General features: G+C 56.6%; 21 protein-coding genes and 1 tRNA gene. 21 read left to right on the top strand and 1 reads right to left on the bottom strand.

The window, feature by feature from the left end:
- Positions 1-26 precede the first annotated feature (26 nt).
- The 19 genes from WCT10_01005 (at position 27) to WCT10_00915 (ending at position 19,099) form a co-directional block, all read left to right on the top strand.
- Positions 27-1,778 carry a sulfite exporter TauE/SafE family protein gene (locus WCT10_01005; GenBank protein MFA6603401.1) on the top strand — a complete coding sequence of 584 codons (1,752 nt, stop codon included), beginning with the start codon at positions 27-29 and terminating at the stop codon, positions 1,776-1,778.
- A 25-nt stretch (positions 1,779-1,803) separates the two neighbouring features.
- Positions 1,804-2,013 (top strand): hypothetical protein, encoded by a 210-nt coding sequence (locus WCT10_01000; protein MFA6603400.1) that lies wholly within the window; start codon positions 1,804-1,806, stop codon positions 2,011-2,013.
- A gap of 4 nt (positions 2,014-2,017) precedes the next feature.
- Positions 2,018-5,731, top strand: a complete 3,714-nt coding sequence (locus tag WCT10_00995) for a heavy metal translocating P-type ATPase (protein MFA6603399.1) — start codon at positions 2,018-2,020, stop codon at positions 5,729-5,731.
- 9 nt (positions 5,732-5,740) lie between these two features.
- Positions 5,741-6,193, top strand: coding sequence for a hypothetical protein (locus WCT10_00990; GenBank protein ID MFA6603398.1), 453 nt, complete (start codon positions 5,741-5,743; stop codon positions 6,191-6,193).
- Between the two features lie 147 nt (positions 6,194-6,340).
- A complete protein-coding gene (locus tag WCT10_00985) occupies positions 6,341-6,823 on the top strand; it encodes a hypothetical protein (GenBank protein ID MFA6603397.1) in 483 nt (160 codons plus the stop codon).
- A 17-nt stretch (positions 6,824-6,840) separates the two neighbouring features.
- Positions 6,841-7,494, top strand: coding sequence for an HAD family phosphatase (locus WCT10_00980; GenBank protein ID MFA6603396.1), 654 nt, complete (start codon positions 6,841-6,843; stop codon positions 7,492-7,494).
- A 76-nt stretch (positions 7,495-7,570) separates the two neighbouring features.
- Complete coding sequence (locus WCT10_00975; GenBank protein ID MFA6603395.1) at positions 7,571-8,113, top strand: 5'-3'-deoxyribonucleotidase; 543 nt, start codon at positions 7,571-7,573, stop codon at positions 8,111-8,113.
- Between the two features lie 344 nt (positions 8,114-8,457).
- A complete protein-coding gene (locus tag WCT10_00970) occupies positions 8,458-9,297 on the top strand; it encodes a chromate resistance protein ChrB domain-containing protein (GenBank protein ID MFA6603394.1) in 840 nt (279 codons plus the stop codon).
- Positions 9,275-11,077 (top strand): DNA primase, encoded by a 1,803-nt coding sequence (gene dnaG, locus WCT10_00965; protein ID MFA6603393.1) that lies wholly within the window; start codon positions 9,275-9,277, stop codon positions 11,075-11,077. Before WCT10_00970 ends, dnaG begins: the two co-directional genes overlap by 23 nt.
- A 68-nt stretch (positions 11,078-11,145) precedes the next feature.
- Positions 11,146-12,444, top strand: a complete 1,299-nt coding sequence (locus WCT10_00960) for a sigma-70 family RNA polymerase sigma factor (protein MFA6603392.1) — start codon at positions 11,146-11,148, stop codon at positions 12,442-12,444.
- 131 nt (positions 12,445-12,575) lie between these two features.
- A complete protein-coding gene (locus tag WCT10_00955) occupies positions 12,576-13,088 on the top strand; it encodes a CPBP family intramembrane glutamic endopeptidase (protein MFA6603391.1) in 513 nt (170 codons plus the stop codon).
- A gap of 363 nt (positions 13,089-13,451) precedes the next feature.
- Positions 13,452-13,976, top strand: coding sequence for a CPBP family glutamic-type intramembrane protease (locus tag WCT10_00950; GenBank protein MFA6603390.1), 525 nt, complete (start codon positions 13,452-13,454; stop codon positions 13,974-13,976).
- Positions 13,977-14,402: 426 nt separating this feature from the next.
- A complete protein-coding gene (locus WCT10_00945; protein MFA6603389.1) occupies positions 14,403-14,672 on the top strand; it encodes a GIY-YIG nuclease family protein in 270 nt (89 codons plus the stop codon).
- Positions 14,652-14,726 (top strand) — tRNA-Asn (locus tag WCT10_00940). The genes WCT10_00945 and WCT10_00940 overlap by 21 nt, the downstream gene beginning before the upstream one ends.
- Positions 14,727-15,202: 476 nt before the next feature.
- Positions 15,203-15,949: an arsenite methyltransferase gene (arsM, locus tag WCT10_00935; protein MFA6603388.1), complete on the top strand. Its 747-nt coding sequence runs from the start codon at positions 15,203-15,205 to the stop codon at positions 15,947-15,949.
- Between the two features lie 318 nt (positions 15,950-16,267).
- Positions 16,268-17,221 carry a hypothetical protein gene (locus WCT10_00930; protein ID MFA6603387.1) on the top strand — a complete coding sequence of 318 codons (954 nt, stop codon included), beginning with the start codon at positions 16,268-16,270 and terminating at the stop codon, positions 17,219-17,221.
- 18 nt (positions 17,222-17,239) lie between these two features.
- The gene (locus tag WCT10_00925; protein MFA6603386.1) at positions 17,240-17,758 is read left to right on the top strand and encodes a hypothetical protein; all 519 of its coding nucleotides are present in this window, start codon (positions 17,240-17,242) and stop codon (positions 17,756-17,758) included.
- Positions 17,755-18,486, top strand: coding sequence for an NYN domain-containing protein (locus WCT10_00920; protein ID MFA6603385.1), 732 nt, complete (start codon positions 17,755-17,757; stop codon positions 18,484-18,486). Before WCT10_00925 ends, WCT10_00920 begins: the two co-directional genes overlap by 4 nt.
- 187 nt (positions 18,487-18,673) lie before the next feature.
- Positions 18,674-19,099, top strand: coding sequence for a very short patch repair endonuclease (locus tag WCT10_00915; protein MFA6603384.1), 426 nt, complete (start codon positions 18,674-18,676; stop codon positions 19,097-19,099).
- On the opposite strand, the gene dcm is transcribed toward WCT10_00915, so the two are convergent.
- The gene (gene dcm / locus WCT10_00910) at positions 19,082-20,497 is read right to left on the bottom strand and encodes a DNA (cytosine-5-)-methyltransferase (GenBank protein ID MFA6603383.1); all 1,416 of its coding nucleotides are present in this window, start codon (positions 20,495-20,497) and stop codon (positions 19,082-19,084) included. The two genes, WCT10_00915 and dcm, sit on opposite strands and share 18 nt — an antisense overlap.
- A gap of 111 nt (positions 20,498-20,608) precedes the next feature.
- On the opposite strand from dcm, the gene WCT10_00905 reads away from it, so the two are divergent.
- Both WCT10_00905 and WCT10_00900 read left to right on the top strand, forming a co-directional pair.
- Positions 20,609-21,976, top strand: coding sequence for a Sau3AI family type II restriction endonuclease (locus WCT10_00905; protein MFA6603382.1), 1,368 nt, complete (start codon positions 20,609-20,611; stop codon positions 21,974-21,976).
- A 104-nt stretch (positions 21,977-22,080) separates the two neighbouring features.
- The gene (locus WCT10_00900) at positions 22,081-22,656 is read left to right on the top strand and encodes a HEPN domain-containing protein (GenBank protein MFA6603381.1); all 576 of its coding nucleotides are present in this window, start codon (positions 22,081-22,083) and stop codon (positions 22,654-22,656) included.
- Positions 22,657-22,698: the final 42 nt, after the last annotated feature.

Genomic DNA, 22,698 nt, shown 5'->3' with positions numbered 1-22,698 from the left:
TTCGTCCTCATTCAATACCTGAGACTATGAAGCATTTTGTTATACCAATTAAAGGAATGCATTGTCGCTCCTGCGAACTGTTGCTCGAGGATAAGATTGGGCAAGTTCAGGGGGTCGATCATGTCAAAGTCGATTATCGGAAAGGCGAGGCATCGATCCGTCATGGCGCCGACATACCGAGCCGTGAGGAAATCATCCGGGCGGTCAAGGAAAGCGGTTATGAGATCGGTAGTTCCGGACCGTTGCCCTGGATTTCCGACAACCACGAGGATTACCGCAATATAGGCAAGGCTGTCCTGATCGTCGGCGTACTCTATTTCGCCGTTCGCGCCCTGGGGTCCCTGGGATTCAGCGTCGACACGAAGAACGTCTCTCTGGCCATGGCTCTGGTCGTGGGTCTTATCGCTGGCATCTCCACCTGCATGGCTCTGGTCGGCGGCCTCATCCTGGGACTGTCCGCGAGCCACGCCGAAAGTCATCCGGAAGCCACCGCCTGGGAGAAATTCCGGCCGCACCTCTACTTCAACGCGGGACGCGTGTCCGGCTACGCCTTCTTCGGCGGCCTGCTCGGGGCGGCCGGCAGCGTCTTCAAGCTCTCGAACGGCCTGCTGTCGGTCCTGACTTTGGCGGTCGGCGCCGTCATGATCGTCATGGGGCTGAAATTGTCCGGCCTGTCGCCACGGCTCAAGGAGGGCGGACCGATGCTGCCTTCCTGGATCGGCCGCCGACTCGGTCTGAACCACCACAACAAGGAGTACAGCCATTCATCGGCGCTGGTCACCGGGGCCCTGACCTTCTTCCTGCCCTGCGGCTTCACTCAGGCCACGCAGCTCTACGCCGTCAGCACCGGCAGTTTCTGGCGCGGCGGCGCGGTGATGGCTCTATTCGCGCTGGGTACCGCGCCGGCCCTGCTCGGCATCGGCGGACTGACCTCGGTCATCAAAGGGGCCGCGGCCAAGTTGTTCTACGCGGTCGTCGGTCTCGCCGTGCTGATCTTCGGAGTGCTCAATTTCGGCAATGGCCTGGCGCTCGCCGGTTTCGATCCTGCCGCGGCGCAGCTGAAACGACCCGCGACCGCCGCGACCGAACAGAACGGGGTCCAGACCGTGCGCATGACCCAGAAGGCCGGCGGCTACGCGCCCAACGTTTTTTCGGTCCGGAAAGGCGTGCCGGTCAGGTGGATCATCACTTCGGAAACTGAACTATCCTGCGCGGCCTCGATCTCGATGCCGGCGTTCAAGATCTCCCGGCAGCTGAGGAAGGGGGAGAACATCATCGAATTCACGCCGACCAGCGCCGGCGACATCCCGTTCTCCTGCAGCATGGGCATGTATCGGGGCGTCTTCAATGTCACGGACGGGGCCTCGAACGGTGCGACGGCGGCCGGTCCGACGGCTGTGTCACCGGCGCCGCCGCCCGTTTCGGGCAGTTCCTGCGGCGGAGGCGGCTGCGGCTGCGGCGGTGGCGCACAGCCCAAGGCTCCGGTCACCGGTTCGGTCAAAACCGACGCCGGGGTGCAGCGGATCGACGCGCGCGATAATTACGGCCTGTCCCCGAACGAATTCACCGTCAAGGCCGGCCAGCCGGTCGAGTGGACTATCACGCCGGACGCGCCGCCCGCCGGCTGCATGGTCGCTTTCGTGAATCGGGATCTCGGCATCGGCGTCCGCGAAAATTATCCCGACCCGACGGTCATCGAGTTCATTCCGACCGAACCCGGCGACTACGACGTCACCTGCGCCATGGGCATGTGGCGGGCCACGATCCATGTCGAATAATGGCCTCGATGAATCTAATATCCATATGTATCAACAGCAATTCACCGTCACCAACATTAAATGCTCGGCCTGCTCCAAAATGATCAACCTGCTTCTCATGAAAATGAGCGGGGTCATACAGGTGTTGACCGACGAGTCCAGCGGCCTGATCAAGGTCACCGCCGGACAGCCGGTCGCCCTCGCAGACATCCGCGCCAAACTCGCGGAGAAGGGTTATCAGGTCCGCGAGGCTTAAAGATATGACCATTGATCTCAAACTCAGCGGCCTGCACTGCAGCTCCTGCGAGACCCTGATCCGCGAGGCGTTGAGCGGCTTGGCCGGGGTTCGCGGCGTCAGTGTCGACGCGTCCACTGGCGAGTGTCGCGTCGAAGCCAACGAGGGGACGTCGACCACGGCCATCAAGGCCGCTATCAAGGATCTTGGGTACGGCATCGTCTCGGAGAGCATGACTGCGGGCGTAGCGGTCGCCGCAGCGCCACTGGTTGTTGTTCCCGATCCGGCGGTCGCCGCGGTTCGACCGGAAAGTCCGGCGGACCAGCGCGCGGAGGCGGACGAAGTCAGCCGGGGTGCCAGATTGAAACTCAGTTACGAGACCGTGACCGAAGCCGAGGGCGAAGTGCGCGGCGATGATGCCGGCCGCCCGTATTTCTCCGGCAAGATCACTGCGCGGCGGCAGAGCGCGATCGAATACCCTAAAGGCGCTCCCGAACTCGAAAAATTGGTCGAAAGCCTGGCGCGGGTGCTTCATTCCGGCCTGCTTTTGGACGGCGATCCCGGCCACACCATCGTTGAACCGGCTTCAAAGAGCCGCGAACTTCAAGAAGCGCCGGTTCAGCGGCCGGAAGAGGCCGCGGGCGAGCGCCGGACGACTTTCACGATCAGCGGGATGCACTGCTCGTCCTGCGCCGGCCTCATCGAACGGAGCTTACGGAATGAAAAGGGGGTCAAGGAAGCCTACGTCAACTTCGCGGCCGAAAAGGCGCACGTTGTCTTTGACGGGCAGATGACGGACGTCAACGCCCTGGTCGAGCGCATCCGGAAGACCGGCTACCGCGCCCAGGTTGCTGACAAGACCGATCCCGAAGAAGAACGCCGCCGGCGAGCGGCCGAAACCGCCTCTTACCGCAACCGGTTCCTGGTTGGCCTGGTCTTGAGCCTGCCGATGCTCTGGTTCATGCTCTTCGACTTCTTTGCTTGGGTGCCCGGACGCGCCCTCCTGTGGCCATGGGCCGGGCTCGTATCGTTCGTCCTCGCGGCGCCGGTCCAGTTCGTCATCGGTGCAGGCTTCTACCGCGGCATGTGGTCCAGCCTGAAGATGAGGACATTCAACATGGACAGCCTCATCGCCATCGGCACGACGACAGCCTTCGTCTACAGCGTCGTCAACTTCGTCCTCTACGCCCTAGCCAACAACAGCCTGATCGGCCTCGGCGGCGCGAAGATACCGGAACTCTACTTCGAGACGTCGGCGTTCCTCATCACCTTCGTCATGCTGGGCAAATGGCTCGAGACGCGCACCAAGAGCAAGACCTCGGAGGCGCTGAAAAGGCTCATGGGGCTGCAGGCCAAGACGGCGCGAGTCAAGCGCGGCAGCTCGATGGTCGACATCCCGACCGATCAGGTCGTGAAGGGCGACATCGTCATCGTCCGTCCCGGCGAGAAGGTGCCGGTGGACGGCGAGATCGTCTCCGGTTCCTCGGCCGTCGACGAATCGATGATCACCGGCGAGAGCTTGCCGGTGGATAAGGGCGCCGGCGACAAGGTCATCGGCGCCACGATCAACAAGAACGGCAGTTTCGAGTTCCGCGCCACGCGCGTCGGTTCCGAAACGGCTCTGGCGCAGATCATCCAGCTCATCGAACAGGCCCAGGGCTCCAAGGCCCCGATCCAGGCCTTCGCCGACCGCATCTCAGCCCGGTTCGTTCCCATCGTGCTGGTGATCGCCGCGGTCACCTTCGGGGTCTGGCTGCTCCTGGGCGCCAGCCTGTCCTTCGCGCTCATGGCGTTCACGGCGGTGCTCGTCATCGCCTGTCCCTGCGCTTTGGGACTCGCCACGCCTACGGCCATCATGGTCGGCACCGGCAAGGGAGCGGAACATGGCATTCTCATCAAGGGCGGCGAACCGCTCGAGGCGGCCTGCAAGATCAAGGCCGTCATCTTCGATAAGACCGGCACGCTGACCAAGGGCAAACCCGAGGTCACCGAAGTGCTGACGTTCGGAGGTCTGCCGGCGGACGAGGTCGTGTGCATCGCGGCCAGCATCGAGAAGCTGTCCGAACACCCGCTCGCCGAAGCCATCTGCAACTACGCCGAAGAGGAGGCTTACGGAACGGAAGAAGCGGGTGATTTTAAAGCGATCCCCGGACACGGCGTCACGGCCAAGGTCGCCGGCGTTGCTTACTGGTTCGGCAACCGCAAGCTGATGACGGAGATCGTCGGACATGACATCGCGCTGTACGAGCGCAAGATCGCCAGACTGGAGGACCAGGGCAAGACGGTCATGCTGCTCGCCGACGTCAAGGGGGTCGTCGGGGCTTTGGCCGTGGCCGACAAGGTGAAAGAGACCTCGCATGCAGCCGTGGAGAAGCTCCAGAAGATGGGCATCGAGACCTGGATGATCACCGGCGACAACGAGCGGACGGCTCGGTTCATCGCCTCGCAGGTCGGCATCACCTCGGTGCTCGCGGAGGTCCTGCCCGAGGATAAGGCGCGCGAAGTGAAACGTCTACAGGAGGCTGGCAAGAAGGTCGCCATGGTCGGCGACGGCATAAACGACGCGCCGGCGCTGGCCCAGGCCGACCTCGGCATCGCCATGGGCGGCGGCACGGACGTCGCCATGGAGACCGGCGGTATCGTCATCATGAAGAACGATCTGAACGACGTGGTGACGGCCATCGAGCTGTCGCGGGAGACCATGGGCAAGATCCGGCAGAACATGTTCTTTGCCCTGTTCTACAACGTCGTCGGCATCCCGATCGCGGCGCGAGTCTTCGTCGCGCTCGGACTGATCCTTAAACCTGAACTGGCGGGCCTGGCCATGGCCCTAAGTTCGGTCTCGGTCGTCTCCAATTCATTGCTGCTCAAGACTTTCAGGCCGCGGCGGCGCAACTGGTTGTCCTTGGCCGCTCCGGCAGTCATGGTGCTGGTGTTCGGCTTCCTGTTCCTGAAGTTCGCGCAGTTCAGTTCGGCGATGGGCGAGGCGCCGGCCAAGATGCCGGCGGTGGCTGCGGTCCAGGACAAGACCACTGTATCGGTCGGCATGAACGTCGACTCAAAGGCGGAAACGACTCTAAAAGCTGCTGTGCCGGTCATCAGCTACCTGGCCAGACAAAAAGCCAAAATCGGTTTCTCTGAAGGCAGCCCGAAATTATTCGTCGGTATCGACTCCGTGGACCCGGTGGTCATCAAAGCCAAACAAGGTATCGCGGCTCTCAATGACAACGAGATGCTGATCGGCTCCGATGAGGCGGCGATGATGATTGCCGAAAAACTGTTCGCCAAACCCGGCGACGTCGTCAAGAACTTCTTCGGTCTGCCGCAGATCACTGTCGCTGGCATCCTGGAACCGACGGATACTCTGCTCGACAGGTTCCATCTGCTGAATGCCGCGACCTACGCCCGGCTGACCGCCGTCGCGGACCTCCGCTTCGCGGTCGCCGGCAACCAACTCAAGGTCTTCTACCCGATCGCTGCCGGCACCCTGCCCGACAGCTTCGCTGACCGGATCGGCTTTGACAGCTTTGCGCCGCTGAAACTCGGCGGACAATCCTATCAACCGGTCGCCGTCGGCAGCCGCGAGGCCGAGATGATGATTAGTGAAAAACTGTTCACCAAAGTCGGCGATACGCTCGACAACTTCTTCGGCAACCGCGCGGTCATAATCGACATTCTGCCCGCGACCGGCACGATCATGGACGAACTGCATTACGTCTCGGCCGACTTTCGGCTGTAAACACCACATATGAACCCCAACCGTTACCTCAAATTCGCCCTTTCCATCACTTTGGCCGGCACGATGTTCTCCGGCTACTTGGCCGGCACAAGATTCTTCAGCGGCGTCTGCGCGTTCCGGGAAGGCTGCCCGGTCTTCCTGGGTTTTCCAGCCTGTTACTTCGGATTCGCCCTGTTCTCCACGATGTTCGTCTCGACCGCCTACGCCTGGGCGTTCGGGGTTAGGGCCAAATGGCCGGTCGCGGTGAACACTCTCATCGCCAGCCTGGGCGTCATGTTCGCCGGTTCGTTCACTGTCGGCGAGATCGCGACCTGGTTTACCTCGGGTTTTCGCGCCTTCGGACGACTCGGCCTGTCAACCTGTGCTTACGGCCTGGTGTTCTTCATCATTATCCTGGTCGTCTCCCTGTCGGTCAGGTTTGAGTCTGCTGCATCCGGACGGATGACGCGATCCGATATCTAATCTTGCTGACAGATTACAGACCGTCCTGCTAAAGGGCGGTTTTGTAATATATTAGGATATCAACGTCATCTGACCAAGCCGCCGCTGTCGCTACTCAAAGAGCCGGAAATTAGCTAAGATACAGCTATTGAATACCTGACCAAAATTATGGCCCAGACCAAGAGCGGCAATCTTCTCATCAAGGCGGCGGCGTCAGCGGCCATCGCGCTCGCGGTCATCGCGGTCGTCTATTGGTTATCCGGCCGGCAGGTCCTGGCGCCCACAGTCTCGCCAGCGGCCACGGGATCGGGCGTAATCGCGCCACTGCCTCCGAAGCCGGTCTGCGAACTCGGCGAGCCGGATCTGTTCGAGACGGGGTGGCTCAACAATAAAAACGAGGCCGCCGCTGAACCCGGCACCGGCTGGTCGCTGGTCTACAAAAAATTGCGCAAGCCGCTGCAATTCGCGCCGCTCTGTTTCGCTGAGGACAGTCTCTGTCGTTTCGGGGCTGAATTCCAGGCCTGCGACCTGACCCGGCTCGGAGCGGATGATGATGTGCGCATCGAGGGCCATAAGAACGTTGACGGGACCTACGGCGTGGTCAGATTGTTGTTGATCAAAAAGGCGGCCGCGGCCGAACCGGCTCCTTAGGCCACCGCAGATCCGTTATGCGCGAACTCCAAGCGCTCATCTTCGACCTCGACGGCGTCATCACTGACACCGAGCCTTTGCACGCCGAGGCCGAGCACCTGGCCTGTCTGGATTTCGGTTTTGAAGTGCCGCGGTCGGAGTGGCACGCGTTCAAAGGGCTGACCGACGCCGCTATTTTTAGGAAAGCCGTCGCGGAATACGCCGGCCGCGACATCCCGATCGCCGATCTCATCGAGCGCAAGCTGGTGCATTATTTCCGGCTCACGTCGGAGCGACTGCCGCTCGTGCCGGGCGTCGTCGAATTCATCAGGCTCGCCCGTCCGAAGTTCGCCAAGATCGGCCTAGCGACCTCCAGTCTCGCGCCGGTCCAGCGCGCCATTTTCGATGCTTACCGACTCCATGATTATTTCGACGCCGTGGTGACGGCCGAGGACGTGATGCACGGCAAGCCGCACCCCGAACCGTACCTGCTCGCCGCCAAGCGCCTGAAGATCGAACCCGCCGCCTGTCTGGTCATCGAGGATTCGGACAACGGCATCCGCTCGGCCCTGGCCGCCGGCTGCCGCGCCGCTGGGATCACTACCACTTTTCCCAGGGAACGGCTTCTGGAATTGTCGGCCAATCCGGTCGTGGATACTTACCCTGAATTAGCGCAACGGCTGGGGCTGTGAACCGACCGTCAGTTGTCACCGACCGGAGGCTGTGTTAAGTTGCCTGCGGTTCTTTTTTTTGGACCGGAGGTCTGAGATGATCATCCTCATCGACTTGGATGACGTATTGGCTGATTTCGAAGGCGGTTTCCTGGAGCGCTGGCGCCAACGCCACCCGTCGTATCCCTGCATCACTCGCGATCAGCGCACGGTCTTCGGGATGCACAAGCAATATCCATCCTGGTGCCGCGATCCGATCCAGGAGCTGATCCGCGAGCCGGGATTTTTCCTGGGACTCCCGCCGATCGCCGGCGGCCAGGCGGCTGTTCGCGAGATGTTGACGCACGGACACCGGGTCTTCTTCTGCACGGCGCCGATGCCGGGCTGTCCGACCTGCGCGACGGAGAAATTCCAGTGGGTCGGGCAAAACCTGGGACCGGATCTGGTCGGCCGGATCATCCTGACCGGCGATAAGACGTTGGTGCGGGGCGACATTCTCATCGACGACAACCCCGCGATCACCGGCGCTTTGCCGCCCGTGTGGGAGCACGTGATCTTCGATGTTCCTTATAATCGTACCGTGGCCGACAAGCGGCGCTTGGTCCGCTGGGACGATTGGCGGTCCATTATCGGCTGCTGAGAACACCCTAAGGGCGCGAAATCGCGTCCTTTTATTATTCCCCCATAAACCATCAGCTTTAGCTGACGCGTGCATTTAACACATGTCATTCCCGCCCTTCAGAACTCCAGTACTTCAGCACTCCCTGACTCCGTCTCTCCCTGACTCCCGCACTCCAGAACTTTTAGCCTGTTTATTTTGATGTTTGCGCCGGTTTAAGGTAAAATACGGCCAACTCAGAAGCAGGGGAGAAGCGAAGAATACACCTCTCATTACTCCGCCTCTTCGACACTCCGACATTCCACTCCGTCTCTCCAGCACTCCAGCACTCCAGCACTCTCAACCCCCCCCCTCACTCCCGCACTATGAAGACCATCGTCACGCACGTCCGTCCGCATCTCGACGAGGTGGCTGCCATCTGGCTGCTGAAGCGTTTTTTGCCTGAGGAATATCGCGACGCCAAGATCGAGTATGTCGCCGCGAACGAACGCGACAGCAGCGATGGCGCGGCAGCCGACAGGATCAGCGTCGGCGTCGGCAGCGGCGAGTTCGACGAGCACAAGGGCGACGTCGGCGAATGCGCGGCCTCGCTGATCCTGAAACACCTGCGGCAGAGCGGTGTCAAATCAGACGCGCTGGAAACGCGCGGCCTCGACAAACTCATCGACTGGGTCAAGCTGGACGACACTGGACAGCTCCACAAGATTCCGCATCACAGTTTCAGCCTGCACGCCATCCTGGCGTTCCATCGACAGCTCACCGGCAGCGACGAAGCCCTGATGTCGCTGGGACTGACCGTCTGCGATGCGTTGTTCGCGGCCCAGAAGAACGAAGCGGTCCTGGAGGACGACTGGAAGACTCACATCGAATTCGAGTCGATCTACGGTCCGGCGGCGGCCGTGAGCACCTCGGCCCGCGACATCGAGGCTTTCGCCTTTCAGCGCGGCTTCGATCTGATCGTCTACGTCAACAAGGAGCGCAATTACCACAACATCCGTGCTTTCGCCGGGTCGCGCATCGATCTGACGCCGGTCTATCAGCAGATCATGCAGGTCGAACCGGAGGCCAATTGGTATCTGCATCATTCGAAGAAGATGATCATCTGCGGCGGCGATCTGACGAAGAACGTCCGGACCTCGAAATTGACCCTGGAATGGATCGCTGACCTGCTGACGCCGAATTATGTCCGACAACAGCGTTATTGAAGAGATCAAATCCAAGATCGACATCGTCCAGTTGATCTCGGAATACATCCAGCTCCGCAAAGCCGGGGTCAATTTTCGCGCGCCGTGTCCGTTCCATCACGAGCAGGACCCGTCGTTCTACGTCACGCCGGACCGCCAGCGCTGGCACTGTTTCGGCTGCGGCGAGGACGGGGACATCTTCACTTTCGTGATGAAGATCGACGGGGTTGATTTCGTGGAAGCGCTGCGGCATCTGGCCAAGAAAGCCGGCGTGGTCCTGAAGCACGTCGATCTGTCCGAAGACAAGGGCCGCCAGCGCCTGCATGACGCCAACCGCTGGGCGGCGCGTTATTACCACGAGGTGCTGATGCGTTCGCCGCAGGCCGAGCGGGCGCGCGCTTACTGCGCCAAGCGGGAACTGAAAGAAGAGACGCTCGAGGATTTCTTGATTGGCTACTCGCCGGACTCCTGGGACGCCCTGCTGAATTTCCTGCGCAAGAAAGAATTCACTGACGACGAGATCTTCCGGGCCGGGCTCGTCTCCAAGAAAGAGCGCGGCGGCGGTTATTTCGACCGGTTCCGTGGCCGCCTGATGTTCTCGATCACTGACGCCCAGGGCAATCATGTCGGTTTCACCGGCCGCGTCATGCCCGGTCCCGACGGCAAGGACCCGCCCAAAGAAGGCAAGTACGTGAACACCCAGGAGACCGCCGTCTACCGCAAGAGCCGGATCCTCTTCCTGCTCGACAAAGCGAAGTCCGAGATCCGCAAGCAAGGCTTCGCGGTCGTCGTCGAGGGCAACATGGACGCGATCGCTTCGCACCAGGCCGGCGTGAAGAATGTCGTGGCGAGTTCCGGCACGGCTTTCACCGAGGAGCAGTTGGCTCTCTTCAAACACAAGACCGACAAACTGGTGCTGTCTTTCGACATGGACGCGGCCGGCGAGCAGGCCGCGCGGCGGAGCATCGATCTCGCGGTCTCGCACGGTTTCGAGGTCCGCGTGCTGCGTCTGCCGCCCGGGGCCGGCAAGGATCCCGACGACTGCATCCGCAAGGATGTGAAGATGTGGCAGCAGGCCATCGCCGACGCGGCGCCGTTCATGCAGTGGTATCTGGATCTCGCGCGGCAGAGACTGAAACCCGAAGATCCCTACGCCAAGCGCAAGACCTCCGCGGAGATCCTGGCCGAGATCGCCAAATTGCCGTCGGCCGCCGAGCGCGCGCACTGGCTGCGGGAGCTGGCGGAACTCGTGGAAACCCCGGAAGGCGACCTGCGCCGGGAGTTCGAGAAGCTGGCCAAGCCGTCGCCGGCCGGAGCTCAGCCAGCAGCGCCGGTCGCCTTGCCATCGCAGCCCCAGGATCGCGAAGATCTGGTCTCCCGGACCATCTTCGGCGCAGCCTTAAATTGGCCTGATCTGGCGGAAACCGTGTTCGCCGCGGTCAAGCCGGAATTCCTGGCCGCGCCCCTCCGGCAGCTTTACACGGAATACGTCGTCTTCTATAATGAGCAACGGACAGGCGGTCCACAAAATTCGGCCTCGTTATCCCGGTTCGCTGGCAACGGTGATCCAAAAACCGCGGAAACTATCGCTATCATGAAGCTCCTGTCCGAAAAGGAGCTCGGCGATTTTCCGGAAGACCAGCGCAGGGACACGCTCACCGCTTTGATGGGAGAAATCAAACGACTCCACATCGGCCGCCGCCAACGCGAACTTACTGCCGCGATGTCCCGCGCCGAAAAGGCCGGGGATGCCACGAGTATCCAGGATATCCAGCGGCAGCTCAGCGAACTCATGTTGTAGACGCGACATTCCGTCCTTTGAGACGGAAGGCCGGCATTTTTGTCAGGCCAGCGCTCGCCGCACCATTTATGTCCAAGAAGACTGCGACCAAGAAAGCGAAGAAGAAGCCGGCCGCGAAGGCCGCGCCCAAGAAGATCGCCAAGAAACCGCTGAAGAAGATCGTAAAGAGACCGGCCAAACGGCCGGCCAAGAAGATCGCTCCGAAAAAAGGCGCCAAGCCCGCCAAAGGTTCCGGCAAGAAACCGGCGCCGATGGTGCCGATCAAGCGCGCCAAAGCCCTGCCGCCGCCGCCGGAAGTCGTCGACGCGCTCTTGGCCAAGGGCCGCTCGCGCGGTTTCATCACTGAGACCGAACTTTTGCATACGTTCGCCGACCTGGAGGAGTATCTGCCGCTTTATATCGACTTCCTCGACCGGGTCGACGCCATCGGCATGAAGCTCGTGGAGATGAAAGAGGGTCTCCTGGGCCGCCGCGAAGAGCAGGAAAATCTGCTCAATCAGATCCGTTCCACCAAGGAAAAGAAGCGGTTCGATCTCACGGACATCTCCACGGACTCGATCCAGATGTATCTGCGCGAGATCGGCAAGATCCCGCTGCTCACGAGCGAAGAGGAGATCGCGCTCGCCAAACGCAAGGAGCGCAACGACCGCGAGGCCGAGAAGCGCCTGATCGAAGCCAACCTGCGCCTCGTCGTCTCCATCGCCAAGAAATTCGTCGGTAAGTCGCTGTCACTCCTCGACCTCATCCAGGAGGGGAACATCGGCCTCTTCCGCGCCGTGAAGAAATTCGAATACCGCAAAGGCTTCAAGTTCTCGACCTACGCCACCTGGTGGATCCGCCAGGCCATCACCCGCGCCTTAGCCGATCAGTCGCGCACCATCCGCATCCCGGTTCACATGGTCGAGACCATCAACCGCTTCCAACAGATCGAGCGCCAGCTCATCCAAGACCTCGGCCGCGAACCGCTGCCGGAGGAGATTGCCGCCGAGATGGGCGAGGACGTCGAGAAGGTCCGCCATATCATCCAGATCTCGCAGGACACGGTTTCCTTGGAGACCTCGGTCGGCGAGGATGACGAGGATTCGACGCTCGTGGATTTCGTGGAGGACGTGAAGAACATCGCTCCGGACCGCGCCGCCGCGCTCCAGCTCCTGCGCGATTACGTGAGGAACGTCATCAAGGACCTGAGCCCGCGCGAACAGAAGATCCTCGAGATGCGGTTCGGACTCACGGACGGGGTCAGCCACACGCTCGAAGAGGTCGGCCAGGAGTTCGACGTCACCCGCGAGCGCATCCGCCAGATCGAGGCTAAGGCGCTCGAAAAGATCCAGCATCACCAGGGCATCTCCAAACTCCGCGATTATTGATCCGTCGCTGGGTTGAGCCTCTATTCTGGCTTGGCCGCCGGCGGCCCGGAGCGTATTTGACGCCAATTTCATAGACCGCTATGGTAACAATAGCGGTCTTTGATATCCGTCAAGAAACAAGGGAGGCTGTCATGGAAAATAGGACTTTTGGGTTGCGCCATGTGCGCAACATCCTGACTGCCTACGGGCTGTCCTGGGTTTGGGTGGTCATTGTCTCGAATATCCTTCAGGCTTTGCTGCCGAAAGCCGTCATCAGTTCCGAACTGCCGGTACTGTCCGTTTTCGGCGCCTGGATCGACCACTTCCCGGATATGGCTACCGCGATCAAGGCCAGCGTGGGTCTGAGCCTCTTCATGACGCTCGTCTTCGCTCCCGTGATCGAGGAAGCTATCTTCCGGATGCTGCCGCTGACCTTCGTCATCGGCCAGCATCCTGAGCGGGTGCGCGCGGTCGTCATCGTCATCTGCGGCATCATCTTCGGCTGGGCGCACGGCTCGCCGTTGAACGTCTTCATCCAGGGCTTCGTCGGCCTCATGCTCGGCTGGCTCTACGTGAAGAACAACACGTCGCAGAAAGCCGCCTATATTTCTTGCGTGATCGTTCATGCGCTGTACAACTTCACCATCGTCGCGATGGGCGGATGATCGTCCAGCAGCATCTTGATCGGGTTTTGCCACTCAGCTGGCAGGCCCGATTTTTTTTCGCCACCTTAATTTTACCCCGAGCGTCAGCTCGGGGTTTTATGACTCGTGAATCCCCCGCAGCTTCAGCGGAGGGGGATTGAGCCAGGGGTTTTATAATCCATCCTCTTTACTCCCGCACTCCCGCACTCCTGCACTCTCCGCCACGTCGTTCGCGAACGACGTGACTCCGTCTCTCCCGCACTCCATGACTTCGTTTCTCTCATCTATCTCGCCCAGTTGACTTCCCGCGTCTTGCTTGTTAATTTTCGTTCAGCTCATTCAAACGGTTCAGATCGTCGGCTTAGCGCCGAATGGAGGTCTGTGATGGACGGAAGCAGACAGGTGTTGTCTTGGCGCCGGATGGCGCTTGATCTTTTGGCCGCTTACGGCGCCAACTGGATCTGGGTCATGGTGGTGTTCTGTCTTTTGGGAGCCGTGGCCGGCCAGTCGCTGTTGCCGTACTCCTTGCCGTATTTTTCGGCGAGCTTCTGGCTGCTCGTCAGATTCTGCGGCGACGATTTCCTAGTCGGACGCCCATCACTGGTCCTCTTCTTCGTCCTGTTCTGCGCGCCGATCGTCGAGGAGGCGCTTTTCCGGATGCTGCCTCTGGAGATCGTCCGGAACAAGCGGCCGGAAGCGGCAGGTGTGGTCGTGATCATTGTCTGCGGCGTCCTCTTCGGTTTGGCTCAAGCCGTGCCGCAGGGCATGCTTATCCAGGGTGTCGGCGGCATGATCCTGGGCGGTCTTTATCTCCGGAACAGCCAGAATCAGTTCGCAGCGTATTTTTCCTGCGTTTTCGTTCACGCGTTGTGCAATTTCACCGTGGCGATGACCGCGGGGATCATCTGAGATCGAGATCGGATCATGAGGCCGGCTTCTTCGCCTCCAATATGTAACCCCGAGCGCCAGCTCGGGGTTTTATAATTCGCGAATCCTCCGACTTGTCCCCCGAAGCTTTAGCGAAGGGGGATCAGCTCGTGGTTTTATAATCCACCCTCTTTTTATTGTCATTCCCGCCCCGCAGCAAGTGCGGGGTTTCACTCCAGCGGGAATCCAGCCTCTCCCACACTCCGCCACGTCGTTCGCGAACGACGTGGCTCCCGCACTCTCTTTTTAATGGATCTTTCAGCTCCCGGTGTTGCCAAATTTATTTCTTGTGCTAAACTATTTCGGTCAGTTCTTTGGCCAGCCTTATTCCCGTCAAGGAATACGTTTATATTCCGAGGTAGCTCAATGGTACCTGCCTGCCGGTAGGCAGGGAGCAATGGACTGCTTATGGAATACAAGGTTTATGTCTTACGGAGTCTGGTTGATCGGACGTTATATATTGGTTTAACTTCTGATCTCGCACGGCGTCTCAAGGAACATAATTCCGGATACGTCAGGTGGACTAAGAACCATAGGCCATATGTCATGGTCTATAGCGAGGAAACACCAGATCGGCCAACAGCGAGAAAACGGGAAAAATGGTTGAAGTCAGGATGCGGCCGCGAATTTGTTAAAGCGTTCATTGGAAATCATTATTCCGAGGTAGCTCAATGGTAGAGCAATGGACTGTTAATCCATTTGTTCTGGGTTCGAGCCCCAGCCTCGGAGCCATAAGAAGAGGCGGTGCCCATACGGCACCGCCTCTTCTTTATTGTACCGAGGCTGGGGCGAGAAGGGTACATCCGGCGAGTGCCTTGAATGGCACTCGCCGGATGACCCGGGCTCTGGAGGAGCCACGAGGCTTGGGGTGAGCCGCAAGCCAGCGAAGCAGCGAACGGTCGCAACGGCGACCGCGGCTCGACCGAGGCTTTCAATATTTTGCCGAGGTCGAGGGGCCCCAAGACCCGAGCGGCGGGGGAAGAGGAGCCCCAGCCTCGGAGCCATGTAAAAACCGCAGCTCGTCTGCGGTTTTAGTGAACATATATGGAGATCAACATGCGTTCAGAGTCAAAAGCCAGCCAATTTCTTGGCTGGCTTTTGAGTAGAATCGACAGTTCGCCGAGCGTTGGTTCCGCTTCTCTGTAATTCCTGCCACGGAGCGACCCCATTGTGATACCATATTCGTATTAATGTTTGACCCAACTCACATGACCGCAGGCAAGTCAGTCAAGCAGATCGTAAAAAAACACTACAGCAAGATCGCCGGTAAAGGCTGTTGTTGCAGCTGTAGTTGTGGCGGTGACGGGGAAAACGAACGGATAGCCGAAAGCATCGGTTATTCGGCTGCGGAGATCAGATCGGCGGCGGGGTCCAATCTGGGTCTGGGCTGCGGCAACCCGACGGGGATGGCCGAGATCAAGGAAGGCGACACTGTTCTGGATCTTGGGTCAGGTGCCGGCTTCGACTGTTTTTTGGCCGCCAGGAAGGTCGGCCGGACCGGCCGGGTCATAGGCGTCGACATGACCCAGGAGATGATCGACAAGGCCAGGATGAATGCCGACAGGCAAGGTTACAAAAACGTCGAATTCAGGCTGGGCGACATCGAGGACCTACCCGTCGATAGCGGCTCGGTCGACGTCATCATCAGCAACTGCGTCATCAATCTGGCCCCGGACAAGTCAAAAGTGTTTGAAGAGGCCTGGCGGGTGCTGAAAGACGGCGGCCGGATGTATTTGTCAGATATCGTGCTTCTGGAGGACTTGACCGCTGAGCAGAGGGGGGACGAAGAATTGATCGCGGGCTGCGTCGGCGGGGCCGTCCTCCGGGACGAATATCTGAAGAAGATTGCTCGCGCAGGTTTCAAAGTGAAGATCTTATCCGAGGACAAGGACATCAGTAAGCGGCAATATCAGGGTATTCCGTTGGAGAGTCTGAAGGTTGAGGCTCGGAAATAGGAGGCGTGGCGAATTTTGTTTAGCTGCGGAACTGGGGCGAGAAGGACGCGAGAGCCCCGCAACATTGCGGGGCGGTGCGCAGTCAGCCTCGGCAAAGTAATGAAGGCCTCGGCTGACCCCGGGCGACCCATGTCGCCCGTTGGCGCTCATTGACTCGCGCCAACCCCGGCCCGAGTCGGAGCGAGGGGAGTCGTTCAGTCCATCAAAATTCAAAATCGCGCGGTTTGAATTTAATCGCGTCAAAGCGGCGCTCTAGCTCTTGAATTATGAGCTTCATGGCGCTAAACTTACATAAAATATTAAATAAATGCAACTTGTATGCGATTAGGAGAACTACGAAAAATTATCAAAGAGGTAGTTAGTGATGTCGGCGTGATTACTCTCAAATCACGTGCCGTATATGGCGGACAAGCCTCTGAAGTAGAAAATTTTGTTGAGATATCAACTGCGCTCGAAAAGTTTATATCAATGTCATGGAATAAGTTGCCAAGTGAATCAGTGGCGAAGGTTCTTGAAGCTCACAAAACCGCCGCTAATCCAGTTTTGTTGCCGCAAGACGAATTCTCGTTCCTTAAATCCTACGTCGATCAGCTCAATAAAACGGCCCCGCTATTTTATGCGATGCTTACGGATGCTGTTGAAGATCAAGCGGCGCAAATCATCAACGTACTTTTACCAAAAACTACAGCAAACTTAGACGAGTTGACCGCGTTTAATACTAAATTGGGCGCTACTCTCAAAAAATTTAACGTCGACGGCGAATTTACATTTGCGGGTTTTGACCGAGGAACCAATTGGTACGCAATATTAGCAGCCGGTACTTTAACTTATCAGTACTTTCTTGGCTGTTTGGATGGCGCAATAAAGTATTTGGAGACAAAGAAGGCGTATTATGAATCAAAAAGTGCGGAGTTAAATTATAAGGCCAGTCTGGCAGCACTTGAAAAAGAAAAAGAATTCACTGAAAAAGGGCTGATTAAATATATCGATAATCTGTTAGATCTCGAACTTAAAGAACGCATTAAAAATATCATCAATGATATCAAGGAACTAAACGGGAGAGCAAACGCCGAGCTGCACACTCAGCTTGTTATCGCCACCAAAGACCTCGTAGCAATACTTGGTGACGGAGCCGAATTTCACCTGTCGCTAAACCCACCGTCATATGCCACAGAGCAGGGCGGGCAATTGCAGATTGACTACAAAAAGATTCATGCGCTAAATACCGCTGAAACGCCAGAGACCAAACAAATTGAGCCTCCAGCGATGTAGGGGCGCTGACAGCTATTTATGGACGAAAAATTTTCAGACGAAATATCCTACGCCCGCAAATTAATTCGGGGTCGCATAGCCGAGGTGTTGTTCGAGCAAATGATTCGTAAGGAAGGCCGGTATACCGTGATTCCTTTTGGGTACGAACACACCCTGCCCACGTTGGCGCAGTATCGGCATTTTGTGGAGATTGAACAAGTAATAAACAATATTTCGGACGCCCCAGATTTTGTCCTCATTTCGAGTAACAAAAAGGAAGTGTATCTTGTCGAGGTAAAATATCAGACTCGATTTGATATTGAGCAAATAGTCGCGCATGCATCCAAATTGCTCGATCGCTGGAACCCCTCCTGGTTATTTGTTGCAACACCCGAAGCTTTCTATTGCTCACCGTGCAGCGTAATTGCCGGCGAGCAACGCATCGGAAAATTAACCGATGGGTGGGTAGAAACTAGTCGCCAGTCGGAATATCTAAAATTACTTGGTGAATTTAGGTGCAGCGAGCATATCAGCCAAAAGTCGGGCCCGATGTTATGAATCTTGATGAAGCAAAAACTAAAATTATTTTAGACGACTTGCGCATTGATTTAACCCAACTGGGTCGAATTTATACGTACATTGATTTTGGTAATGTAAATTATTGGTACGAAAAAGATAGGCGCGATGATTCCGGTGCAGCTTTACGAGAGGAAGAAAAAATTGTCGTAAGCATCAATCGACTGGGCGAATTCGTAAATCGGTTTTCGACCCGAAGTTTATTCTATTACGGCCTGGACGAAAGTAGGCCGTCGTCGCTCCACCTCATTAAAAAGGCAAGGAATCAGTTTTCGTCGACAATAACAAAACCCATCCAGCTGATACGCCATTACATTCAAACTGATGATAAAGCCACATCACGAACGACGGAAGTCGATGATCAAGGACATAGATTTATCGTGATTCAAAAATGCAATTTCGATGTCGAACTTTGTCTCGATGTTACAAGGATGGCCGACAAGTTCGATACTCTATGCTTATTTTCTAGCGATAATGACTTCGGCGGGCTGCTCGAACACGTAAAGAAGCGAGCTAAAAAGAACGTGATTCTTATTCACGGCAGTAGTACTAGAATCGAATTCAAACGCAAAGCCGATATTACAATCAACGCTCAAAGAATCAAAAAATATATAACTATTATCAAAAGACCCAACGCGCCGTTAGGCGGGGAGGGTCTTGACATCGGACCTGTATCCACAGGCAGGGCACCCCTTGCGGAGCACGACTAAATGATATCAATGAATATTAAATTAGTCAATATATTCGGTTGCCCACGGGTTGCCCAAGAATTGTACACTTCTGACTTAGACTGACTGACACTGACGAGTGCTGACGGACGAAGTTTCCGCTGACGATAGGTCAGATCAAGAATTAAGGATTCATGGGTTCGAGCCCTAGTCTCGAACCATTACTCCGATGCCAGACAGGTTTTCAAAAGAGGTCCGGAGCATCATCATGTCAAAGATTCGAGGTAAAAATACCTCGTTGGAACTGGTCATGTTTCGCGCACTATCAGCAGTCGGTATCAGGTTCCGGCGGCATTATCACACCGCTTTCGGGGTTCCGGACATCGCCTTGCCGAAAAATAAAATAGCAGTATTCATCGACGGAGATTTTTGGCACGGGTATCGTTACCCGGCATGGAAACATAAGATTCGGCTGAAGTTCTGGAGAGATAAGATCGAGCGGAATCGGGCACGGGATCGGCGTCACACGGCCGGTCTGCGACGCCACGGATGGCGGGTGCTGAGAATTTGGGAGCATGACATCAAAAAAGACCCCGAGCGGGCGGTGCTCAGGGTCTTGGATCTGCTGCGCGACAGTTCAGACTCGTTTAAGTAGTTCCCGGCCTATCTTGGTGATGACTCCGACCACGAGGGCGTTCCCCATGAAGAACGCTCTTTTCGTATCCGGCACCTCAGAGATCTCCTGTTTGAGAGGATTGAACATCAGTCTGGTGTGGTCATCTTCGAACATGCAGAGTCTCTCTAATTCTATCGGCGTAAGTCGTCTGTACAGGTAAGTCTGTCCGTCGATAGTGCGGCCCTTGGGATATCCAGGGCGCTGTCGCACGCCGATGACATGTTTGAACCGCGATGATGACCGGCCTCCTTCGCTGGTTATGATCGTGCGCGAGGGCTTATCCAACGGATCAGGGAAGGGGAGCCTGCCTTCGACGTACAGATACTTATGCCCGTCCTTGTGAGTCCTCTCGAATCGATGCGCCGCCTTCTGCTGCTCCCATTTCTTTACCTCTGACGCAGGGATATAGAATTGCTTCGGAACCGTATCCTCTGGTTGCAGGATGTCACCCAAGGTCTGGGGTTTGCCATGGAAGACGGGCGAGGTCTTGGCGGTATGGACCCGTCCCTCAATCATCAGACCGGCATTCTGGAATGGAGCGGAGAAATCCACGTCTACCTCCGGGTCCAGCGGGACGAAGCGCTTCGTGATGTCCTCTGGTCTGGTCGACAGGCCAAAGAATCCGCCGCGCACGAACGTCTTCTCCACCGGGAAGGCTTTGGCGACGACACCGCTCCGCAGCACCCACTCAAGATGATTTTTGGCCGCTCTGGCCTCCTGGGCCAACCTGGTCGTCTTGTGGTAGCCGACTATGTAAGTGCGACGACGGCGTTGGGGCAGGCCGTACTCTCCAGCGTTTATCACACGCCACTCGACCACATAGCCGAGTTCGGACAATGTCGAAAGCATGATGGCGAAATCGCGCCCCCGATTCGATGCCGGAGATTTCAGGAGACGGTCGACATTCTCCAGGAACAGGTAGGGGACAGGCCCTTCCTTCGAAGAGTCTATCCTGTGCCGCAGGATTTCATAGATGCTCCACCAGAGGACACCTTTTTTGCCCTTGAGTCCGGCGGCCTGGCTGAGTGGACGAGCCACCGAATAGTCTTGGCAGGGAAAGCCGCCGGTCAACAGGTCGAACGGGGGAATGTCGTCGGCGATGCTCACATCGCTGTTCACGACCTTGTTGATGTCGATGTTAGAGAATCCTTTCTTCATCTCGGCCTCCGTCTTGTCTCGCGACCTGAAGAACGCTTGTTCGTAAACCCAGGCCGCGTGCTGTATCTTGCCTGACGACGGCTCCCACTGGTTGGCCCAGACAGTCTCGAACCGTTTGTTCCTGGACGACGCTCGGTCGAGTCCGATGCGGAAACCGCCGACACCAGCGAATAATTCTGCTGCGCGGAGGATCTTGTTGCTTTTCTTGCCCTTGATCATAAGAGAGTATTACTGGTGAACATAGCCATATCATTATAGACGGTCATCGACAGAAGATCAACTTCGCCATTGGACGAACTTATCCACATCCGTCATAATCGTATCAGACATATGAATTACGATCAAACCGATCCAAAATCAATAGAAGCTTACGCGCAAGAACTTCTCGGGCATAGCCTCAGGGAAAAGATTGCCGTTGACCTTCCTGACACGAAACGTGCCGGGAAGGGTGGTTTTGGTCAGGACCTTGAAGAATATTACTTCAAGATATCGCCAGGAAACATTTCAGCGCCGGACTTCACCGAAGCAGGGGTGGAGCTGAAGTCCTTTCCCATCGACCAGCGAAAGAACAACAAACTGGTCGCGGGGGAGCGGATCAAGTTGGGCAGCATAGACTATGAGCAAATGGCCACTGAAGAATGGGAGACGAGCTCGTTCTTGAAGAAGAACGCCCTTCTCCTGCTGGTCGCTTACCTGCGAGACCGCAGGGGTTCCCGACCGACAGGTTTTGATTATCGTGATGCGCTCATCAGGCTCGCACATCTCTGGGATTATCCCGACGGCGACCTGAAGATCATACGGGATGATTGGAATCTGATCGTCGAGAAGGTGAGGGGTGGAAGGGCACACGAGATATCAGAAGGTGATACCTTGTATCTTGGTGCCGCCACCTCTGGTCAGAAGGGCTCGAAGTTGAGAAAACAACCTCGTGGGCCTGACGCCAAACAGCGATCGCTGACCCTCAAGCAGCCATACGTGACAACGATATTGGAACGGCTACTGGCCCCGAGGCTCGCACGGAAAGAGCTGGAGCCAGCCGTTAAGGCCTCTAATGCCTATAGGGGCGGCGAGACCTTCGAGGAATATATCGCCAGACGATTCAAGACATTCATCGGGATGACCACTGATGAGATCAACGCGGAATTGCAGTTGATCCTTGATCCGAGCGCAAAAAATTACATCGCAGTCCTCACGAGAGCTATTTTGGGTGTTCGGAAGAAGAAGATCGAAGAGTTCGAAAAGGCAGGAGTACTGATGAAAACCATCAGGTTAGAGCGGCATGGGGCACCAAAGGAATCCATGTCTTTCCCCGCATTTCGCTACAATGATCTCATCGCGCAGACTTGGGATGACTCAGATTTAAGACGCTTATTTCAGCAGCGGTTCTTTTTCGTCGTCTTCCAGAGGAATGAGTCGGGTCGATTGGTCCTGAAAAAAGTATTGTTTTGGACAATGCCGACAGACGCCCTTGAGGGCGAGGTAAAAAAGGTCTGGGAGAAAACAGTGAAGATGATCAAGGCGGGAAGAATAGATGATTTACCCCGTGAATCCGAGAGCCCGGTCTGTCATGTCCGACCACATGCACGTAATGCGGCAGACACAGACATCGCTCCAGACGGGAAGAGGTATGTGAGGAAATGCTTCTGGTTAAATAGGAAATTCATAGCAGATATCGTAGCAGCCTCGCAATCGAATTGACGTATAAATCCTAGCCGCGTTATTTCCCGGTCCGGTTGACCATCGGTTGACCAAGAATTGCTCAAGTAATACCAGCAATGATTTAGAAAAGAAAAGGGGCGGTTATGGAAAAACCACTGAAGAATGGGCCGGACACAAAAATATTTGCTTTTTTGCTCGCAGTCAGGAATGCTCGCGAGGCATATATTTTGGCACGAGTAGGTTTGATTGAGGGTCTTTGCGACACAGGTTGTTTATTGGCACAACAATGTTTGGAATCATGTATTAAGGCAGCCCTTCGAATATATTGGAGGGAGATTAAAGAGTCGACGGGAAAGGATATCGATAACTTTGTGCGAGGACATAATTTAGTCGGGTTGATGCGCAGGGCGCTTCCATATATTCCGGAGTACAAAAAGATACTAGATGACTCCCAAAAGAAAGACTTTTTGAATGAACTGACAAAAATTTATGATTCAACACGTTTTGGAGAGAGCGGACTAAGCATTGATTGCCTCTGGAGTTTGAGGATACTCGACGACTTGTTTTCTGAGACCCTCAATCTCTACAGACACCACATTAAGTTGCCGAAACAAAAGATATTTGTACCCAAAAATTTGCAGATGTTTTTTTTGGCATCAAATGAACGTTTTACAGCAGAAGAGATTTCTGACAATCCTTTAGAGACTCTTGGTTCGTAAATTGATTAGATAACGTATTCGGTTGCCCGCGGGTTGCCTAAG

The sequence above is a fragment of the Patescibacteria group bacterium genome (assembly GCA_041667185.1).
GTDB lineage: Bacteria > Patescibacteriota > Patescibacteriia > SG8-24 > SG8-24 > JBAYFM01.
Note: the sequence above shows the minus strand (reverse complement) of the source record. Positions and strands in the feature narration are given on the sequence as shown.

Excerpts from the sequence above, each read along its gene's own strand:
- WCT10_01005 (MFA6603401.1), top strand. The coding sequence starts at position 27 with ATGAAGCATTTTGTTATACCAATTAAAGGAATGCATTGTCGCTCCTGC.
- WCT10_01000 (MFA6603400.1), top strand. The coding sequence starts at position 1,804 with ATGTATCAACAGCAATTCACCGTCACCAACATTAAATGCTCGGCCTGC.
- WCT10_00995 (MFA6603399.1), top strand. The coding sequence starts at position 2,018 with ATGACCATTGATCTCAAACTCAGCGGCCTGCACTGCAGCTCCTGCGAG.
- WCT10_00990 (MFA6603398.1), top strand. The coding sequence starts at position 5,741 with ATGAACCCCAACCGTTACCTCAAATTCGCCCTTTCCATCACTTTGGCC.
- WCT10_00985 (MFA6603397.1), top strand. The coding sequence starts at position 6,341 with ATGGCCCAGACCAAGAGCGGCAATCTTCTCATCAAGGCGGCGGCGTCA.
- WCT10_00980 (MFA6603396.1), top strand. The coding sequence starts at position 6,841 with ATGCGCGAACTCCAAGCGCTCATCTTCGACCTCGACGGCGTCATCACT.
- WCT10_00975 (MFA6603395.1), top strand. The coding sequence starts at position 7,571 with ATGATCATCCTCATCGACTTGGATGACGTATTGGCTGATTTCGAAGGC.
- WCT10_00970 (MFA6603394.1), top strand. The coding sequence starts at position 8,458 with ATGAAGACCATCGTCACGCACGTCCGTCCGCATCTCGACGAGGTGGCT.
- dnaG (MFA6603393.1), top strand. The coding sequence starts at position 9,275 with ATGTCCGACAACAGCGTTATTGAAGAGATCAAATCCAAGATCGACATC.
- WCT10_00960 (MFA6603392.1), top strand. The coding sequence starts at position 11,146 with ATGTCCAAGAAGACTGCGACCAAGAAAGCGAAGAAGAAGCCGGCCGCG.
- WCT10_00955 (MFA6603391.1), top strand. The coding sequence starts at position 12,576 with ATGGAAAATAGGACTTTTGGGTTGCGCCATGTGCGCAACATCCTGACT.
- WCT10_00950 (MFA6603390.1), top strand. The coding sequence starts at position 13,452 with ATGGACGGAAGCAGACAGGTGTTGTCTTGGCGCCGGATGGCGCTTGAT.
- WCT10_00945 (MFA6603389.1), top strand. The coding sequence starts at position 14,403 with ATGGAATACAAGGTTTATGTCTTACGGAGTCTGGTTGATCGGACGTTA.
- arsM (MFA6603388.1), top strand. The coding sequence starts at position 15,203 with ATGACCGCAGGCAAGTCAGTCAAGCAGATCGTAAAAAAACACTACAGC.
- WCT10_00930 (MFA6603387.1), top strand. The coding sequence starts at position 16,268 with ATGCGATTAGGAGAACTACGAAAAATTATCAAAGAGGTAGTTAGTGAT.
- WCT10_00925 (MFA6603386.1), top strand. The coding sequence starts at position 17,240 with ATGGACGAAAAATTTTCAGACGAAATATCCTACGCCCGCAAATTAATT.
- WCT10_00920 (MFA6603385.1), top strand. The coding sequence starts at position 17,755 with ATGAATCTTGATGAAGCAAAAACTAAAATTATTTTAGACGACTTGCGC.
- WCT10_00915 (MFA6603384.1), top strand. The coding sequence starts at position 18,674 with ATGCCAGACAGGTTTTCAAAAGAGGTCCGGAGCATCATCATGTCAAAG.
- dcm (MFA6603383.1), bottom strand. The coding sequence starts at position 20,497 with ATGATCAAGGGCAAGAAAAGCAACAAGATCCTCCGCGCAGCAGAATTA.
- WCT10_00905 (MFA6603382.1), top strand. The coding sequence starts at position 20,609 with ATGAATTACGATCAAACCGATCCAAAATCAATAGAAGCTTACGCGCAA.
- WCT10_00900 (MFA6603381.1), top strand. The coding sequence starts at position 22,081 with ATGGAAAAACCACTGAAGAATGGGCCGGACACAAAAATATTTGCTTTT.